Here is a 17,957-nt window from a genome sequence, read left to right on the forward strand (position 1 = left end):
TGTCACGGTTCGATGAGGCCGGCCCGGATGGCGTAGCGGGTGAGTTCGAGCCGGTCGCGGAGCCCGAGCTTCTGCAGGATGTTGGACCGGTGCCGTTCGACGGTCTTGACGCTGAGGAACAGCAGGTCGGCGATCTGTTTGCTGCTGTGCCCCTCGGCGACGAGCTTGAGGACCTCCTCCTCCCGGTCGGTGATCCGCCGCGCGGTGACGGTGTCGGGGTTGCTGCCCTGTCCGAGGTAGTCGCGGATGAGGGTGGTGACGGCCCCCGGGTAGAGAAACGGCTCGTCGCGCATGGCTGCCCGGCAGGCGTCGATGAGGTCGCGGTCAGCCGCCGACTTGAGCACGTAGCCGGCGGCGCCGACGCGGAGGGCCTCGAAGAAGTACTGCTCGTTGTCGTACATCGTCAGCATCAGGATGCGCAGGTCGGGCAGTGCGCGGGACATCTGCCGGGCGGCTTGCAGACCGGTCAGCCGGGGCATGGCGATGTCCAGGATGGCCAGGTCCGGGGCCGCGGTGCGGGCCAGCTCGACGGCTTCGGCACCATCGGCGGCTTCGGCGACGACGGTGAGGTCGGGTTCGTTGTCGAGGATGAGTCGCACGCCGCGGCGTACCAGACCGTGGTCGTCGGCGAGCAGGATGCGGGTGGGTCCGGGCATGGTCAGCTGGTCTCGTTTCGCGTCGGTACCCGGAGGCACACGTCGGTGCCGCCGGTCGGGTCCGGGCCGATCGTGAGGTCGGCGCCGATGAGCAGCGCCCGTTCCCGCATGCCGCGGATGCCGGCGCCCTCGTGGGCGGTCGCGATCCCGTGGCCGTCGTCGCGGATTCGCAGCTCGACGCCGCCGGCGGTGCGCTGCAGGATCAGGTGCGCCGTGCGGGCCCCCGAGTGCCGGACGACGTTGGTGAGCCCCTCCTGGGCGGTCCGGTAGAGGACCAGTTCGACCTGGTCGTCGAGCTCCGGGAGGTCCCCGGCGAGGTGCCGGTGCACGGCCAGCCCGGCGGTGGTGTATTCCGTGGTGAGGGCCTTGAGCGCGCTGGCCAGGCCGAGTTCGTCGAGGACGCCGGGGCGCAGCCGGCGGGCGATGCGACGGATCTCGTCGAGGCTGTTGCGGGTGGTCTCCTGCACCTGGTGCAGCTCGTCGCGGACAGGTGGTGGTGCGTGGTCGGCGACGCGCTTGAGGTCCAGCAGCACGGCGGTCAGCGTCTGGCCGATCTCGTCATGCAGTTCCCGGGCGACGCGCCGCCGTTCGGCCTCCTGGGCGGAGAGCGCACGCGCCGCGCTGGTGGCGCGTTCGGCCTCCAGCCGGTCGAGCATGGCGTTGAAGGTGCGGATCAGGTCGGCGATTCCGGCCTGGCCGGTGACCGGCAGCCGGTGCCCGGGACGCAGCAGGTCGATCGTCCGCATGGTGCGGGTGACCCGCTCCAGCGGTGCCAGTCCGACGCGCAGCAGCAGCGCATTGGCCACCAGCATGGCGGCGAGGCCGCCGGCCAGGACCGCCACCTCGGTGAGCACGACGGGGGTCGACACGGTGATCGGGCCGAGCAACAGCAGGACCGTGGCGACCACGAGTACCGCCGCGTTGAGCAGGAAGATCCGCCAGAACAGCGACAGTGACACGTCTGCCGCCTCCTCTCCGGTGCGCTCCGCGTCCTTTCTAACAGCGTCCCGGGACCCGGGCGGTTGGTCGGCCCGGAACCGCGGCGCCCGTCCAGCCTCGCCCAGCAGCGGGTGGGTCGGCATCGGGGCGGACACCCATGTTTCCGCCCAGGCCAGGGGACGACGCCGGGCACGTGGGAGGTCGTCGGCGGGAATGGGGGTCGGCACCGATGCGGGGTGCCGGGCTGCCGCGCCATCCTGGGGGTGGTCGCCGGGTGAGCATCGCGGCCCGCACCGGCGGCCGCCGGCCCTTGGCACGGACGCGCGGCGCGATCACCGCCGCGCCGAGTTGATGGGAACGAAACGATGACCATGGAACGAATCGCACTGCCCGGGGTCGGTATCGGGTGGGCCACCACCACCCGCGCCGGGCAGCGGCTCGGTGTCGTCTGCCACCTCACCGGCCAGCGTGACCTCGTCGTCTACGACCCCGACGACGCCGAGCGGGCGCTCAGCACGGTCGTCCTCGACCCGGACGAGGCGCGCTGGGTCGCCGACGTGCTGGACACGACGGTCACCGTCGACCACCTGACGGAGCTGGAACGGCAGGTCGACGGGGTGGCGGCGGTCCGACTGCGCCTGCCGGCCGGGTCCCCGTACGTCGGCCGGCCGCTGGGCGACACGCGGGCACGTACCCGTACCGGCGCGTCGATCGTCGCCGTCGTTCGCGGCGATCAGGTCATCGCCGCGCCGGCGCCGGACTTCGTCCTGCGCCCCGACGACACGCTCGTCGCCGTCGCCGACCAACGCCGGGTGGCCGCCCTCGCCGATCTGCTCGCTGGCGGTCCCGGGGCCGACCGCTGAGGGTGGTCGAGGCGACACCGGGTTGACCGGCGGGATCGTGGCGTCGCTCTCCGCGTGCTGCGGCGGAGGTCACCCCGCTCATACCAGCGGGTACGCTCCGGACTGCGGCAGACTGCGCGGCCGGCGCTTCAGCGTCGATGCCGCCACCGATCAGCTCCGGCCGGCTGAGCCAAGCCCGGGCCGGGGCGGTCGCGCATGCCGTCTGCTCGGACCATCCGCCGGCTAGGGAGAGTAACCGGGTGAGCCCCCAGACGACGTTGTTGTTCGTGCTCGCCGCCGTCGCGGTCATCGTCGGCGTGCGGTGGGTGGCGTCGCGCACGGGCCTGCCGGCGGCGGCGCTCCTGCCGCTCATCGGCATCGCGTACGCGCTGCTCCCGGGGCCCAACATCAGCCTTGATCCCAACCTCGTGCTCACGGTCGTGCTGCCGCCGCTGCTCTACAGCGCGGCGCTGGACTCTTCGCTGCTGGGCATCCGCCGCAACCTTCGCATCGTGGTCAGTTTGTCCGTGGTGCTGGTGCTGCTCACCGCCCTACTGGCGGGAGTCGGTTTCCACCTCTTCGTCGCCGGGGCGACGCTGGCCGCCGGGATCGCGGTCGGCGCCGCGATCGCGCCGCCCGACCCGGTGGCCGCGCTGGCGGTCGGCCGCCGGGTCAACCTGCCGCCGAAGCTGGTCACGATCATCCAGGGCGAAGGGCTGCTGAACGACGCCACCGCGCTCACGATCCTCAAGGTCGCCGTCGCCGCCGCCGTGGGCGGTGGCTTCTCGTTTCCGTCCGCTGTCGGCCAGTTCATGTTGGCGGCGGTGGGCGGGGTCGCGGTGGGCGCTGTCGTCGCGTGGGGCGTGCGGCTGGCCCGACCGCTCACCTCGGATCCGTTGCTGTCCAACGCGATCTCGCTGGCGACGCCGTTCGTGGCCTACCTGGTGGGCGAGGAGCTTCATGTCTCCGGCGTGCTCGCCGTGGTGATCGCCGGGCTGATCGTCGGCCACCACACGCCCCGGCTCGTCTCCGGCGCCACCCGGCTGCAGACCAGCGCGGTGTGGCGGCTGGTCGACTTCCTCCTTGAGGGCTTCGTCTTCCTCCTGATCGGGCAGCAGTTGCCCACGGTGGTCCGAGGCCTGCACGAGTACGAGACCTCCACGGTCGTCATCGCGGTCGCCGTGTCGGTCGGCGTGGTGCTGCTCCTGCGCCCCGCGTGGCTGGTGCTGATCCAGGTGCTCCCCCGGTCGCTGCACACCCGCCTCGGCGGCACCTCCGACGAGGACGACACCGACGAGCCCGGCAGCAGTCGCGAGGCCGCGCGGGCGGAGCGCAACGCGCGTCGACTGACCGGCCGCGAGGTCGCGGCGCTGAGCTGGTCCGGAACCCGCGGCGTGATCAGTCTCGCCGCGATCTTCACCCTGCCGCTGACCACCGACAGCGGGGTGCCCTTCCCCGACCGTAACCTCCTGCTGTTCTGCACCTTCGTGGTCGTTCTCGTGACCCTGGTCGGGCAGGGCCTGACGTTCGCGCCGCTCGTCCGGGCGCTGGGCCTGCGTGCCAACGAGAACGACCAGGCCCGGGTACGCAACGAGGCCCGCTCCGCGGCCGTCGAGGCGGCCCTCGCCCGCCTCGACGAGGTCGCCGCCGACGAGCCGGACCTGGCAGCGGCCGTCAACGTCACCCGCGGGCAGCTGCAGACCCGCCTGGCCCGCTATCGGGGTCGCCTCGACCTACTGCAGAGCGCCGAATCAGCCGAGGTGCCCACCTCACCCGAGTACGAGGCGGCGCTGCGTATCCGGCGGGCCGCGATCGAGGCCCAACGGGAGGAGCTGCTGCGCTGGCGCGACGCCGGCCGGCTGCCCGACGAGGGGCTCCGCGTCCTGGAACGCGAACTCGATCACGAGGAGCTGCTACTCCCGAAGCGCGGCCGCCGCTGACCGGCGATCCAGCGAGAGGACCCTGACGAGGTTGCCGGTGCGCCGGTGCGTGGGCGTTCGCGGTCTGCCGGCGCGTCGGGCCAGTCCCGGCGGCCCGCTCCGCGAGGCCCGCGACCGGGTCAGGTCAGGGTGAGCCGGATCGGCGGGTCCGCGCACGTCCATCCAGGCGGAAGTTGTGCACCTCTCCGGCGAGCAGCAGGCGGGGTCGGTCGTTGAGCAGGATGCGGCGGCGGTGCAACGCGACTCTGGCCGTCGAGGGCAGCTCCTCGTCGCCGGAAATCTCGGGCCGAGCGGTTGTGAACTGCGGCACAGCTGCCGATGGTGCTGCGGTAACCGGTTTTGGTGAACAAAGACGTAACGGTCGGTGGTGGCATGAGCAACAGTCGGCTGACGGTCCGGGAGATCGCTCGCCTGGCCGGGGTATCGGTCGCGATGGTGTCCCGGGTCTCCAACGGCACCGGCCAGGTGTCGGAGGAGACCCGCCGCCGGGTGCTGCCAGCCATAGAGGAGCACGGCTACCGCCCGTACCACTCCGGTCGCGCCCTGGCGGCCCGGCGGCACGGCGCGGTCGGTCTGGTCTTCCCCGGGCTGTCCGGGCCGTACTTCTCCGAGCTGACCCAGGGCTTCGAGTCGGAGGCGGTGAAGACCCGGACCAGCGTCCACATTCTCTGCACCCACCTGCCCGCCGACTCCGACGCCGAGGTCATGGAGATGGCGTACGGGGTCGACGGGCTGGCCGTGCTCGTCGGCACGGTCTCCCACGACACGGTCGAGGAGCTCGCCAGCATGCTCCCGATCGTTGTGCCGGCGGGCGACGGGCCCGCCGGGGTGCCGGCCGTACGCGTGGACAACCCCGCCGCGGCGGCCGCGCTGACCCGGCATCTGCTGGTCGACCACGGACTGCGCCGGCTGGCGTTCGCCGGTGACACCACATCCACCACCGGACGCCGCCGCACGACCGGATCGCGCCGCAGCGGCGCGGGCCGGGCGGGCGGCGGCGCCCACTCCGAGAAGGAGAGGCATGAAGCATCTGCGATATGCGACCGCCCTGGTGGTCGCCCTCGCGCTGGGGGTGACCGGCTGCGGCCAGGACGAGGCCGACTCGAGCTCCGCCGGCAAGGAGATCGCGGCCGGCAAGGCCAAGGGCGCGATCAGGGTCTGGGCCATGGGCGGCGAGGGCGAGAAGCTCACCGAGCTCGCCAGCGACTTCATGAAGGAGAATCCCGAGGCCAAGGTCAACGTCACGTCGTTCCCGTTCGAAGCGGCGCACGACAAGATCGCCACGGCCATCGCGGGCCGGCAGACGCCGGACGTCAGCATGGTGGGTACCACCTGGATGGGCGAGTTTGCCAAGACGGGGGCCTTTGACCCCACCCCCACGGGCTTGTTCGACAAGAGCAAGTTCTTCGAGGGCGCGTGGAACAGCACCGTCGTCGACGGCACCGCCTACGGGGTCCCGTGGTACGTCGAGACCCGGCTGATCTTTTACCGCAAGGATCTCACCGCCAAGGCCGGCGCGCAGAAACCGACCAACTGGCAGGGGCTCACGGACTTCGCCCAGGCGATGATGGACAAGGGCGGCGCCAAGTGGGGCATCTACCTGCAGCCGGGCGGCACCGAGTCGTGGCAGAGCTTCATGCCCTTCGCCTGGCAGGCCGGCGCCGACATCATGAAGGACGGCAAGTTCACCCTCGACACCCCGGAGATGCGCAAGGCGCTGGAGTACTACGCCTCGTTCTTCAAGCAGGGCCTCGCGCCGACGAATCTCGCCCCCGAGGCGGTGGGATGGGGCTTCGTCAAGGGTGAGGTCGGCGCCTTCGTCTCCGGCCCATGGCACATGGGCATCCTGCGTGGGGAGGGCGGCCCGGGCTTCGAGGGCAAGTGGGACGTCGCGCAGATGCCGCGCGAGCAGGTCGGCACCTCCTTCATCGGCGGCTCCGACCTGGCGGTCTTCAAGGGGTCCAGGAACCGCGACACGGCCTGGAAGTTTGTCCAGTTCCTCACCGGTCCGGCCGCGCAGCAGAAGCTGTACGACCTGGTCGGCAGTCTCCCGGCGGTGCAGGAGAGCTGGCAGTCCGGCAGGCTGGCCGACGACCCGTTCGTGAAGGCGTTCGGTGAGCAGCTCAACGACGCGAAGTCGGCGCCGGCGATCGCCACCTGGGAGCAGGTCGCGGACGTCCTCGACGACGGCATCGAGCGGGTGGTGCGCGGCGTCTCCGATCCCGCCACCGCCGCCAAGGAGATGCAGACCAGGGCGACCGCGATCGGCACCGGGAGCTGACATGACCTCCGCCACCGCGCCGCAACCGTCAACGTGACCAGCGGGTCGGTGTCCAAGCGGTACCTGGCGCTGGACCAGGGCACGGTCATGGCGGCGCTGGCCTGCCTACCCGCCCGGTGCCCCGTCGGTGGCAGCGAACAGACGATCACCCGGCTCGACCGGGAGCACGGGGACATCACCACCCTCGCCGAGCGGCTCGGGGTCGACGAGTGGCCCGACGAGGAGCAGCGGGTGGCGCTACGCGCGGTCGACACCTTGCGCGCCGAGCCGGTGGACGCCGTCGACCGAGACGGGAGCACGGTGCTGGAGCTGGAGGTGCCGCAGCCGGGCGCGGTGCTCGTGGAGGTGGTCCCGCCGCGGTGACAGCGTCACCGGCGGCGGCGCGAATGAGCCACCATCAGGGGCGGATGATGCTCAGGCGACGCCCGGGTCGCTGGGCGCGATCTGTGCCAGATGCGCGGCGACGACGGCCCTGCCGGCCGGACCGGACGTCCGGCTGGGTTGCAGGACGGCGTGCAGGATCACCCCGTCGACGAGCGCGTACAGCCGCTCAGCCTCGACCGTGTGATCCAGGTCGGGTCGTAGCGCGCCGCTGTCGGCCAACCGCCTGATCATCATCTGGAACGCCTCGACGAGGCGTGCGTCGATCTCCTCACGGAGGCTGGCCAGGCTCGGTTCGACGACCGCCCGAGCGGTGAACGCCAACCACACCTCACACTCGCCGCGCCGCTGCCGGTCCAGCGGCAGCATCTCGTCGATCATCGCGAGCACCACGCGTCGCTGGTCGCCCGTGACGTCCACTGCCCGGAGCCGCGCCTCGATCCGGTTGCCCACTAGGCGCAGCGCGAAGCCGAGCAGCTCGGACTGGGTGGCGAAGTAGTGCCGTAGCGAGCCCATGGACAGGCCGGCCTCGCGCGCCACGTTGCGCACCGATGCCTGCTCCAGCCCGTCGCGCATGACGATCCGCCACACCGCCTCCGCGAGCTCCGTGCGACGGGCCTCCGCATCCACCACCTTCGGCACCTCGCCTTTATAGCACGGTCGTGCTACGTTGCCGTTCTAACACAGGCGTGCTACAAAAATGGGGAGGACGGATGCCACGTCGCGAAAGGGTCTGGCTCGCTGCCACGGTCATCGGCTGGATCGCCGTCAACGGAACCGTGCTGCTCCTCGCGCCCAACCACGTGCCGTTCGACTGGCCGGCGCAGCACGACCCGCCGTCCGGGCCCGGCCAGGTAATCGCCGCTCAGTTCACCCTGGTCGAACTGCTGCTGCTGGGCGTTGTCGGGTATGCACTCACCCGCCGGCGGCCGGACCCGGCGATCGCCGAGCGGATCCCCCCGGGCCCCACCGCCCACCGCGAAATCTGGCTGCTCATCGCGTACGGCGTCCTCGCCCAAGTCGGCGGCCTGCTCCTCGGCCGGGCGCTCGACTGGCATCCGATCGGCTTCCACCTTGCCGGCACCCTGGTCGGCACCAGCGACCCGATCCGTCCGGCCGAGGCAATCGGCTGGGCCGCGTACAACGGTCTGGCCTACGCGCTGCTGCCGTACCTGTGGTTCCGCCGGCGGTACACCACCCACCAACTCTGCCTCCGCTCGGCGGACCGCCGCGGAGACGTGGTGCTCATCCTGGTTGTACTGGTTCTCGAGTCGCTCGCCCAGTGGGCGGTGCTCGGCCACGCGTTCGCCGGGCTGACGGCCGGGCAGATCGCGGCCGGCGCACCGTTGACCTTCCTGCTGTACCTGGCCGGCACCGTCCTGCCCACCGTCATCTTCGTGCAGGGCCTCCTCGTACCCCGGTACGCGCGGCTCACCGGCTCCACGACCGGCACTCTGGTCCTCGCCGGTCTGACCTACGCGGCACTGCACGTGTTCGAGGGTTGGGGGCGGTACGGATCGCCGCACGAGTTCGTGCTGACGATCCTGTTCGTGCTGCTCATCTACGCCCTGCCCGGCGCGTTCAAGGCCTGGCTGACGGTACGGACCGGCAACGCGTGGGTGCATGCCTGGGCATATCACGCCGTTGCGCCGCACACCCTGCACGACACCGGGCTGGTGGTCCGGATCTTCCGACTGTGAAAAACGACAGCACCCTGGCCTCGCCGCCGCGTTGTGGAGGACCCCGAACCCGCCCTCGCCGTCATGGACCTGCACGTGGTGGTGAATGGTGCGCGGTGCGCGATCACCTGTCCTCGGTGCTGGGCTGCGTTGTCACCTCGGGGAGTCGAACCCCCGCGCTGCCCATCGCGCGCCAGGAGAAGGGTGCCGGGTTACAGCCGGCCCTGTCTGTGCACGCTTCCACGACGACTACCTGCTCCACATCGCTGTGGCCGCACTACTCCAAGAGATCGGCCTCCCAGTTGGTGCGCTGGATCAGCACGTCCAGCTCACGGAGCTCCTGCGCGATCCCGTCGGCCTGGCCGCGCAGTTCCCCGACCGGCAGCGCGGCGAGCATCTTCAGCTCCGAGCGGAGCTGCCGTACCTGGTGACCGCGTCCGCTGCCGGCCGCGGCGTCGGCGGCGGCGGTGAGCGCGGCGTGGCGCAGCCGGAGTACGTCGCGGCGGGCGAGCGCGTCGGTCAGGGTTCCGAGGCTGCCGATCGTCACGGCCGCGTTGGTGCGGTTGATCCGCCGGATCAGCGCCTCGAAATGGTCGAGTACGCCCTGCAGCTCGGCCAGCAACTGCTGGGCGTCTTCCGCGGGCAGCTCGCCCTCCTGGTACCGGGCGCTGCCGATGATGCGCGACCGGAGCTGTTCCACACGACGGGTCGTCTCGGCACGGTCTGCCAGCGCCTCGCCCAGCTTCACAACATGAACCTCCCTGACGATGAGTACGCCGAGAATAGATGATCTCGGTCCACCCGGCCGAGGCGTTTTCTTCTCGATGGATGCGCCGAGGAGAAATTTCGACAACGCCTGTTGGTGATAAACTCTCGGCATGGCGACGGCCCCCTGGCAGGCGGTGACTGTCCTCACCGACCAGGTACGACGGGCTCTGTACGACTACGTCCGGAGCCAGGACCACCCGGTGACCCGGGACGAGGCCGCCGAGGCGCAGGGGATCTCGCGCAACCTGGCGGCGTTCCACCTCGACAAGCTCGTCGACGCCGGGCTGCTGCGCGCGCGGTACGAGGCTCCGGCCGACCAGCCGCGCGGCCGTGGCCGGACACCGAAGGTGTACGAGGCGGCGCCGGGCTGCATCGCCCTGACCATCCCGGAGCGCCGCTACGAGCTGATCGGCGAGATCCTGGCCGACGCCGTCGCCGAGGATCCGACGGGTGCCCGATCGGCCGCTCTCCGCGTGGCGGCGCAGCGGGGCGCGGAGATCGGTCGCCAGGTCGGCGGCGGCCGGCCGGTCGCCGCCGTTCTGGCCGATCTGGGCTTCGAGCCGGCCGGCGAGCAGGAGCTGATCCGGCTGCGGAACTGCCCCTTCCACGCTCTCGCCGCCCGGCAGACCGAGCTGGTGTGCGGCCTGAACGAGGCCTTCATCGCCGGGCTGCTCAGCGGGCTCGGCCGGGCGGATCTGCGCGCGCGGCTGGCCCCCGCGCCCGACGCCTGCTGCGTGCAGGTCCGCCCGGCCTGACGCGTCGCACCGGCTCCTGCGGTCAGGGCAGCAGGTCACCCAGCGGCACTCGCGGGTCGGCGAGCCGGTCCAGGTCCACGGCCCGGCCCCGGTGGCCCGCCCGCACCAACGCCTGGATCTGGTCGGTCACGTCCCAGACGTTGGCGTTCATCCCGGCCAGCACCCGGCCGTCGGAGACCCAGAACGCCAGGAACTCCGGCGCCCGACCGCCCACCACGGCCGGGTCGCCACGGAACACCACCCGGTCGTAGCCGCTCGGGTCCACCCACCCCGAGTACTCCATGCCCAGGTCGTACTGGTCGGAGAAGAAGTACGGCAGCCTGTCGTACTCGACCTGCTGGCCCAGCATGGACCGGGCCGCGGCGGGGCCGCCGTTGAGCGCGTTCGCCCAGTGCTCCACGCGCAGCTGCCGGTCGAGCAGCGGGTGGTGGGCGTTGGCCACGTCGCCGGCGGCGTAGATGTGCGGGTCGGAGGTACGCAGCCGGGCGTCGGTGACGATCCCGTTGTCCACCTTCAGGCCGGCCGCCTCAGCCAGTTGCGTGTCGGGTTGGATGCCCACGCCGACGACGACGGTGTCGGCGGGCAGTTCGGTGCCGTCGGTCAGCAGCACCGAGGAGACCCGCCCCGCGCCGCGTATCTCCTGGACTCCGACGCCGAAGTGGAAGGTGACGTCGTGGCCGCGGTGCAGGTCGGCGAAGACCCGGGCGACCTCGTCGCCGAGCACCCGCTGCAACGGCAGGTCGGCGGTCTCCACCACGGTGACGGCGGCGCCATACTGGCGGGCGGCGGCGGCGACCTCCAGGCCGATCCAGCCGGCACCGACCACCACGAGGCGGGCGCCGCCGACGAGGGCCGTGCCGATCTCGGCGGAGTCGTCCAGCGTGCGCAGGTACCGCACGCCGTCCAGGTCGGCGCCGGGGACGTCCAGTCGGCGGGGCGTGGCGCCGGTGGTCAGCAGCAGTTTGTCGTATCCGAGCCGTTCGCCGGTGTCGAGCACGACCTGGCGGAGGTCGCGGTCGACGGCGGTGACCCGGGTCGCCGTCCGCAGCTCTACGTTGTTCGCGGCGTACCAGCCGGGGTCGTGCACGTACGCGTCCAGCCAGCCCGTGGTCCCGAGCAGCAGGCCCTTGGACAGCGGTGGCCGCTCGTAGGGCCGTTCGGGCTCGGCGCCGAGCAGGATGACGCGGCCGGCGAAGCCCTCCTCGCGCAGGGTCTGGGCGGCCTTGGCGCCGGCGAGTCCGGCGCCGACGATGACGAAGGTGTCGCTGCTTTCCATGCCGCTCTCCAGTTCGGTCAGTGGGCGCCGGTGAGGGAGAAGAACTCGCCTCTGGAGCGGGGGTCGTCTCGCAGGGCGCCGAGCAGGGTGGACGTCACGGTGGTGGCGCCGGCGGCCCGTACGCCCCGCAGGGTCATGCACAGGTGCTCGGCCTCGATGACGACGCCGACGCCCTTGGGTGCCAGTTCGAGGGCCAGCCAGTCGGCGACCTGCTTGGTCAGCCGCTCCTGCACCTGCGGGCGGTGGGCGAAGAGTTCCACCACGCGGGCGAGCTTGGACAGTCCGAGGATCCGCTCGCCGGGCAGGTAGCCGACGTGTGCGACACCGACGAAGGGCAGCAGGTGGTGTTCGCAGACCGACCGGATCGGGATGGATCGAGCCAGGACGAGTTCGTCGTAGCCCTCGTCGTTGGGAAACGTGGTCAGGTCGAACGGACGTGCGGTGAGCAGTTCGGCGTACGCCCGGGCCATCCGGCGGGGAGTGTCGCGCAGGCTCTCCGAGTCCAGGTCGATGTCGAGTGCGGCCAGGAACCGGGCGGCGGCCTGTTCGGCGGCGACCAGGTCGAGCACTGGTCGCTGGTCGACGCGGCGTTGGGCCGGTGCGATGCTCACGTCAGCCACCTCCGAGTGCGGTGTGCAGGTGCCACGTGGCAACCATCCGTCTCCACCAGGGATGGTTGCTCTTCGTCGCCATCCTGGCGCGCTTGCGCCGGAATTTCAATAGCGCCCACTGGTGAAAATCCCGCGCGGGCAGATCGTTGCCCACCGGCAGGGCCTGGGCGCGCTCGAAGGGCTACCCCACGGAACGGGAGCCGGTGCTTACGACGAGCGTGCGCGCCGGCATCCACTCGCGGGGTACCAGCCTCCCCCACCCGGGACCCGATCGTCTCGTCGGCCACGCTTCTGAGCGACCTGAACAATCGGTATTGGAACACTCAAACCGGTATCGGCTATCACAAATGCAAGGTGCGTATTGGACGTTGCCCGTTACATCGAAGTGCATTACTATACCAGCGGCGTCTTGATCAACGACGCGGCAAGGAAACGCCTGAAGAGAGGCAGCACGAGCACCCGGAGTGACATCTCGGCAGCACCGGAAACCGCCATCAGGGGTCACCCTGAGCGGCGGGGGCCACGGGCCACGCACCAGGCGAGCAGCGGAGACCGGGTTCGCCATCCACCACGAGCAGTGACCGCCCAACAGAATGACGACCACGTTTCAAAATTGTTGTCCACAATCGACTACTGACTCGCCGATCAGCGGATACTTTACGCCAAACGGGCATTAGCACGTAAGAACGCCAATTGATTGGCGTTGCAGGAGAAACATCCCAGAACGGGTCGGGAACCGGAAGGGTGGGGGGGATGAGGGCAATCCCGAGCGAATCCTTGGTCATCGGCATCGCATCCTCGCCGGCCGAACGCCGGCAACTCGCACAGCTGCTCGGCGGGACGGAGGCCTTCCTGATCGTCTCGACCGTCCAGCAGGCACGGGAGTTCCTCGACGCGGCCGGGGCACCCGGGGCCGCACCGGCTGGCCAGACCGCAATCGTCGACGCCGTGGAGGAAACCGGTCCGCCGCCACCGCCCGAGCTGATCGTCGACTCCGACCGACGGGTGCTGCGCTGGCTGGACCGCGAGATCGATCTCACCCCGCTGGAGCACGATTTCCTGGTGTGCCTGGTCGGTACGCCCGGACAGGTGTGGACCTACCAGCAGCTGCACCTGAAGGTCTGGGGCAACGAGCACCTCGGCCGCGGCTCCGACATGCACTCGGTGGTGCGCCGCGTACGGCGCAAGCTCGCCTGGCTGGACGCCCGGGCGGCGATCCACGCGGTCCGTGGGGTGGGCTTCCGCCTCGCCCTGGCCTGACCGCCACACTCCGCCGGCGCCGAAGCTGGCTGACAACCTGCACACACTGATCCGGCCCGCCTGGTCGCAACCAGGCGGGCCGGGTCAGTCACTGTTCAGTTGTCAGCACCTGGTCGGGGACAGCGCGAAGTCCTCCACCCTCGGGGTGGTGGTAATCGTCGTCTGACGGTTCTGGGGCTTCCAGCCGTCCTTGGCGACGATCATCTTCAACGGGTTGTGCTTGCGGTCCAGCCAGTAGGCGTACTTGCCCTGGGCGTCGGTGGTGAAGGTCCAGGAGCTCGACTTCGAGTCGACCTGGACGGTCGCACCCTGGAGCGGTGCGCTGACACCCTGACAGTTCGTCCCGGTGACCGTACCCAGCAGCTTGCCCCAGGTGCCCGGCGGCTGCGCGTTCATCGTCACCGGCACCGGCTGCACCGTGTACGGCGTGTTCTCCTTGATCGCAATCGAACCGGAGTAGGTGCCCGGCTGGTCGACGTTCGCCGTCATCCCGACGGTGACCGTGATCTTCTCGCCCGGCGCCAGCGTGGCCGACGTCTTGTCGATCGTCATCCAGCTGACGTCGGCCGGGCGCTCGGCACACTCCTCGAAGCCAGGCAGGGCCTCGCTGTCCGGCGCGGCGTTGAAGCTGCCCGAGGAGCCGCCGATCTTGTAGAAGCCGCACGCCGCGCCACCGCGGTAGCGGGCCGTGTTGGCGTTCGGCAGGTTGGACCAGGAGTTGGCACCCGGGTCGTAGGCGAAGCCGGCGTTGCTGATGGCTCCGCCCTGCACGCCGCCGACGACCATGAGCTTGCCGCTGGCGACGGCGAACGAGCTGGCCCAGGTGTCGGTCGGCGCGTCGGCGATGGCGGTCCAGGCGTTGGCGCCCGGGTCGAAGGCGTAGCCGACCTTCTGCGCGGCGGACCCGTCGTTACCACCGGTGCAGTAGACGACGCCGTCGATCCCGCCGCAGGAGGCGAAGGCCACCGACTTCGGGTAGTTGGCCAGCGTTTCCCAGGTGTCGCTGCCCGGGTCGTACCGGACGACCGTGTTGGACATCGGTGTGCAGGAGGCGGTGGTGCAACCGCCGATGGCGTACAGCTTGCCGTCGACGACCGCCTGCCCGGCCGCGGCGCGCGGCGCGGGGTTGCTGGCCTTGCTCGTCCAGGTGTTCGCCGCCGGGTCGTACGACCAGGTGGCGGCGTCGGGCCCGGAAGCCCCCCAGCCGCCGGTCGCGATGATCTTCCCGTCCACGACGCCCACGGTCATGGCGTTACGTGCACCGGGAAGATCGGCGATCGCCGCCCAGCTCTGCGCGATCGGGTCGTAGACGTAGTTCTTCGCCGAGGACGCCGATCCGTTGCCGCCGGCGATCGAGTAGACCTTGCCGTCGAGGTTGACCACCCGGTTGTCCATCACGTTCGCCGGGTAGGCAGCGATGTCCGTCCACGGCGCGGCCTGCGGGCCGGCCGCGGTGGTCACCTTGGCGTCCTTGCCGGTCGCCAGTGCGGCGAACGACGTCGGGACCTCGAGCCGCTGCTCCGGCGCGCCGCTGGAGGCGAGCAGCTGCTGCTTGCTCATCGTGGATCCGTCGGCCCGAAGCAGCGAGAAGCCACCGTCCCGCTCACTGAACTGGACGTCGACCGGCGCGGCGCCGGTGTTGGTCACGGTGAAGGTCTTGTTGACCTTGCCGCTGGGCATCTGGACCGTCCCGCTCACGTCCGACGGCTGGATGGACAGCCGGCCGGCGCCGAGTTGGAAGGTCGCGGCCGTCGCCCCGTTCTTCTGGACGTTGACGTCCTTGCTCTGGCTGACGTAGCTGCCGGCCTTCGCGGTGAACTTGTGCGACCCGGTCAACGACGAGAACATCCAGAAGAAGCCGTCCGGCAGGTCGGTGTCGTCCGGAGTTGCGGCGGTGGTGGCCTTCTCGGCCGTCCGGTCGTCGCTGGTGACGGTGGCGCCGTTGAGGTAGCTGTCGTCGTTCTTGTCCTGCACATGGCCGAGCACCAGGCCACCGTCGATCGGCTGGCAGCTGACCTGGCTGCCGATCAGCACGTTGTCGACCTGCCACCACCAGGCCCAGGAGGCGTCGTAGTAGCGGAATCGGACCCTGGTCTGCGCGTTGCCGGCCGCCTGCGGGATCTTGACCTCGGTGACCAGCGGTCCCCGGGCGCTGGTCGACTGCCGGAGCACGTTGGCCCAGGTGGTTCCGCCGTCGAGGCTGAGGTCGACATCCGCCTTGTTGGTGCCCAGCTGCCGGAAGTCCTGGTTGAACCGGATCACCGGCGCCGTGACGTTGGTCAGGTCGACAACCGGGCTGACGAGCGAGCTGTCCTGCCGGTTGCCGCTGCCGTACTTGTCGCTGTCGAGCACCGCCGAGTTGCCGGCGCCGCCGGTCAGGTTGCCGCGTTTGCCGGGGTCGTTGAACTGCCAGACCTGGCCGTTACCGAGGCCGTCCACCACGGACCAGCCGGCCGGCGCGGTGGTGCCGTCGAAGGTCTCGTAGACACCGTCGGAGCCGTTGCGGTAGCCGGGCGCCGTGGTGCAGGAGTTGGCGTTCACCGGCACGGCAACGTTGTGGGTGACGTTGCTCGAGCCGACGACGACGTCCTTGGTCACCGTCTGGTAGCCCGGGTACTGCGGCACGACCTTGATGCTGTACGTCGCCCCGCTCGGGAGCTTGAAGCTGTAGTGACCGTCGGCGGGGGTGGTGTAGTCGGACACGCCCGACGGGCCCTCGACGCTGACCTTGGCGTAGAGCGGCCAGCCCTGCCCGGAACCGTCGGCGACCGTTCCGCTGACAGTGACACTCGGCACCGCCGCCAGCGCGACGCTGGTCGTCGTGGTGGTGTCCTTGGTGACCGTCGCCGGCACCGTCTTGCTCGCGTAGCCGAACGCCGACACGGCGACCTGGTAGTCGCCGGCCGGAAGCAGCGACGAGTACTTGCCATCGCTCCCGGTGGTCAGCTGGCGGCTGGCCGCGCCGGTCAGGGCCACGGCGGCACCCGCGATCGGGGCACCGCTGCCCGCGTCCGTGATCGTGCCGGCCAGGGTGCCGGTGTCGCCGATCGGGGCGGCGTTGAGCAGCGCGAGGGCGTCCAGCCGGCCCTCGCCGTACACGTTGTTGTTCGCCGCGGTGCCGCCGCACTGGGCGTCGGCCTTGTCGACCGCCGTGGTGTTCAGCAGCGCGCGGGTGGCGTTGATGTCACCGACCAACGCCGGTGCCGCCGACCACAGCAGCGCGACCGCGCCCGCGAGGTGCGGGCTTGCCATGGAGGTGCCGTTGAAGCTGGCGTAGCTGCTGCCTGGAACGCTCGACCGGACGTTCACGCCGGGGGCCGAGATGTTCGGCTTGATCGCGCCGTCCTGCCCGGCGCCGCGGGAGGAGAAGCTGGCGATGTTGTTGTTGATGTCGTAGGCGCCGGCGGAGTAGTTGTTGATCCGGCTGCCCGGCGAGCCGCTGGTCTGGCAGGACGGACCGTTGTTGCCGTTGGACCAGGCGCCGAAGATGCCCGACGCGGCCCAGGCGTTGGTCACGTCCTCCATGAACGGTTCGTTGGAGGGCGCCGTGGTACCCCACGAGTTGTTGATGATGTTCGGCCGCTTGCTGGCGTCCGGGTTCTGACCGTTGAGGTCCCGGGGCTGGAGCATCCACTGGCCGGAGGAGATCAGCGCGGCGTCGCTGGGGCAGCAGCCGTTCGCGGCGATCCACTTGACCTCAGGGGCGACACCGATCTGGTTCGCGCCGTCGGTGCCGGCCATGGTGCCCATGGTGTGCGTGCCGTGGCCGTTGCTGTCGCAGGGCGCGGCGGCGCAGGTCCCAGCGGCGTTGAACCAGTTGTAGTTGTGGTCGAACGTGCCGTCGCCGTTGTTGCCGCGGTAGGAGTTGACCAGGGCGGGGTGGTCGAACTGGACGCCGGTGTCGATGTTCGCCACCGTGATGCCCGCGCCTTTGACGCCGTACTGGGACCAGACGTCGTCGGCGTTGATGTTGGCGATTCCCCACTCGAGGGCGTTGACGGTCTTCTCGTTGGTGCCCTTGGTGATCTCGGGAACCTTGTACTCCATCGGGGCGTACAGGCCGTCGACCTCGGCGTGGGCGGCGAAGTTCTGGGCCATCGTGGACGACCCGCCGGTGACCTTGATGGCGTTGGTCGCCCAGAAGGTCTGGTACTTCACACCCGAGCTCTCGAGCTCAGCCTTGATCTTGGCCTGGCTCTCGGCGGCGGTCTTCTGCAACGCCTCCGCGACCGCGGTGCCCCGCTTGGCCCAGTCCGTGATTCCGGTGGCCTTGCTCAGGTCTGCCTTGGCCTTGAAGTGGATCCAGAAGTCGCCCTCGGTCTTGCCCTGCAGCTGCTTGGCCAGGTCCGGCTGGATCTTGTCAGAGGCGGAGGCTGCTCCCGTCCCGGCCTGTGCCGCCTGTGCACCTGAACCGGTGGCCAATCCTGTTGCGACGAGGGCGATCGCCGCGCTGGCGCTCACCAGACATCTGGCGATGCGCTTCCTGTGTGGACGTCTTAGCATTGGTGCTGCCTCCTCCAGAGACGACCCGCAGTTGATCGAGTCATGGCGAAGGGTGCGGGAGACTCC

The 17,957-nt window shown here is 70.4% G+C and carries 15 protein-coding genes and 1 pseudogene; 8 read left to right on the forward strand and 8 right to left on the reverse strand.

Translation table 11 applies throughout. The features are described 5' to 3' along the window. Positions 1-2 precede the first annotated feature (2 nt). On the reverse strand, positions 3-656 hold the full coding sequence (locus ABZ783_RS20515; protein ID WP_357440508.1) for a response regulator transcription factor: 654 nt from the start codon (positions 654-656) through the stop codon (positions 3-5). 2 nt (positions 657-658) lie between these two features. Continuing rightward, on the reverse strand, positions 659-1,750 hold the full coding sequence (locus ABZ783_RS20520; protein WP_357440511.1) for a HAMP domain-containing sensor histidine kinase: 1,092 nt from the start codon (positions 1,748-1,750) through the stop codon (positions 659-661). 210 nt (positions 1,751-1,960) lie between these two features. Here ABZ783_RS20520 and ABZ783_RS20525 point away from each other — a divergent pair, with 210 nt between their 5' ends. Both ABZ783_RS20525 and ABZ783_RS20530 read left to right on the forward strand, forming a co-directional pair. Beyond that, entirely contained in the window at positions 1,961-2,458 is a 498-nt protein-coding gene (locus ABZ783_RS20525; RefSeq protein ID WP_357440513.1) for a TrkA C-terminal domain-containing protein, read from the forward strand. 239 nt (positions 2,459-2,697) lie between these two features. Further along, positions 2,698-4,377: a Na+/H+ antiporter gene (locus tag ABZ783_RS20530; protein ID WP_357440515.1), complete on the forward strand. Its 1,680-nt coding sequence runs from the start codon at positions 2,698-2,700 to the stop codon at positions 4,375-4,377. 124 nt (positions 4,378-4,501) lie between these two features. Here the strand turns inward: ABZ783_RS20530 and ABZ783_RS20535 are convergent, their stop codons facing one another. Further along, on the reverse strand, positions 4,502-4,687 hold the full coding sequence (locus ABZ783_RS20535; RefSeq protein WP_357440517.1) for a hypothetical protein: 186 nt from the start codon (positions 4,685-4,687) through the stop codon (positions 4,502-4,504). Positions 4,688-4,809: 122 nt separating this feature from the next. On the opposite strand from ABZ783_RS20535, the pseudogene ABZ783_RS20540 reads away from it, so the two are divergent. The 3 genes and pseudogenes from ABZ783_RS20540 to ABZ783_RS20550 form a co-directional block, all read left to right on the forward strand. Further along, a pseudogene (locus ABZ783_RS20540) lies at positions 4,810-5,289 on the forward strand (LacI family DNA-binding transcriptional regulator); the annotation flags it as partial. A 109-nt stretch (positions 5,290-5,398) separates the two neighbouring features. Further along, on the forward strand, positions 5,399-6,658 hold the full coding sequence (locus ABZ783_RS20545) for a sugar ABC transporter substrate-binding protein (protein ID WP_357440519.1): 1,260 nt from the start codon (positions 5,399-5,401) through the stop codon (positions 6,656-6,658). A 48-nt stretch (positions 6,659-6,706) separates the two neighbouring features. Then, complete coding sequence (locus ABZ783_RS20550) at positions 6,707-7,021, forward strand: hypothetical protein (protein WP_357440521.1); 315 nt, start codon at positions 6,707-6,709, stop codon at positions 7,019-7,021. A 51-nt stretch (positions 7,022-7,072) separates the two neighbouring features. Here ABZ783_RS20550 and ABZ783_RS20555 read toward each other — a convergent pair whose 3' ends face one another. Further along, positions 7,073-7,672 (reverse strand): TetR family transcriptional regulator C-terminal domain-containing protein, encoded by a 600-nt coding sequence (locus ABZ783_RS20555; RefSeq protein ID WP_357440523.1) that lies wholly within the window; start codon positions 7,670-7,672, stop codon positions 7,073-7,075. Positions 7,673-7,752: 80 nt separating this feature from the next. Here ABZ783_RS20555 and ABZ783_RS20560 point away from each other — a divergent pair, with 80 nt between their 5' ends. Then, entirely contained in the window at positions 7,753-8,739 is a 987-nt protein-coding gene (locus tag ABZ783_RS20560) for a hypothetical protein (protein WP_357440525.1), read from the forward strand. A 256-nt stretch (positions 8,740-8,995) separates the two neighbouring features. Here ABZ783_RS20560 and ABZ783_RS20565 read toward each other — a convergent pair whose 3' ends face one another. After that, the gene (locus ABZ783_RS20565; RefSeq protein ID WP_357440527.1) at positions 8,996-9,598 is read right to left on the reverse strand and encodes a DIP1984 family protein; all 603 of its coding nucleotides are present in this window, start codon (positions 9,596-9,598) and stop codon (positions 8,996-8,998) included. Here ABZ783_RS20565 and ABZ783_RS20570 point away from each other — a divergent pair. After that, positions 9,597-10,241, forward strand: coding sequence for a helix-turn-helix domain-containing protein (locus ABZ783_RS20570; RefSeq protein ID WP_357440529.1), 645 nt, complete (start codon positions 9,597-9,599; stop codon positions 10,239-10,241). The two genes, ABZ783_RS20565 and ABZ783_RS20570, sit on opposite strands and share 2 nt — an antisense overlap. Positions 10,242-10,263: 22 nt before the next feature. Here ABZ783_RS20570 and ABZ783_RS20575 read toward each other — a convergent pair whose 3' ends face one another. Together ABZ783_RS20575 and folE are read right to left on the reverse strand one after the other, a co-directional pair. Then, on the reverse strand, positions 10,264-11,517 hold the full coding sequence (locus ABZ783_RS20575; protein WP_357440531.1) for an FAD-dependent oxidoreductase: 1,254 nt from the start codon (positions 11,515-11,517) through the stop codon (positions 10,264-10,266). A gap of 17 nt (positions 11,518-11,534) precedes the next feature. Beyond that, entirely contained in the window at positions 11,535-12,128 is a 594-nt protein-coding gene (gene folE / locus ABZ783_RS20580) for a GTP cyclohydrolase I FolE (protein ID WP_357440533.1), read from the reverse strand. A 753-nt stretch (positions 12,129-12,881) separates the two neighbouring features. Here folE and ABZ783_RS20585 point away from each other — a divergent pair. Next, the gene (locus tag ABZ783_RS20585) at positions 12,882-13,388 is read left to right on the forward strand and encodes a winged helix-turn-helix domain-containing protein (protein ID WP_357440535.1); all 507 of its coding nucleotides are present in this window, start codon (positions 12,882-12,884) and stop codon (positions 13,386-13,388) included. 102 nt (positions 13,389-13,490) lie between these two features. Here the strand turns inward: ABZ783_RS20585 and ABZ783_RS20590 are convergent, their stop codons facing one another. Beyond that, on the reverse strand, positions 13,491-17,849 hold the full coding sequence (locus ABZ783_RS20590) for a S8 family serine peptidase (RefSeq protein WP_357440538.1): 4,359 nt from the start codon (positions 17,847-17,849) through the stop codon (positions 13,491-13,493). Positions 17,850-17,957: the final 108 nt, after the last annotated feature.

The sequence above is a fragment of the Micromonospora sp. NPDC047738 genome, assembly GCF_040642675.1.
Lineage (GTDB): Bacteria > Actinomycetota > Actinomycetes > Mycobacteriales > Micromonosporaceae > Micromonospora.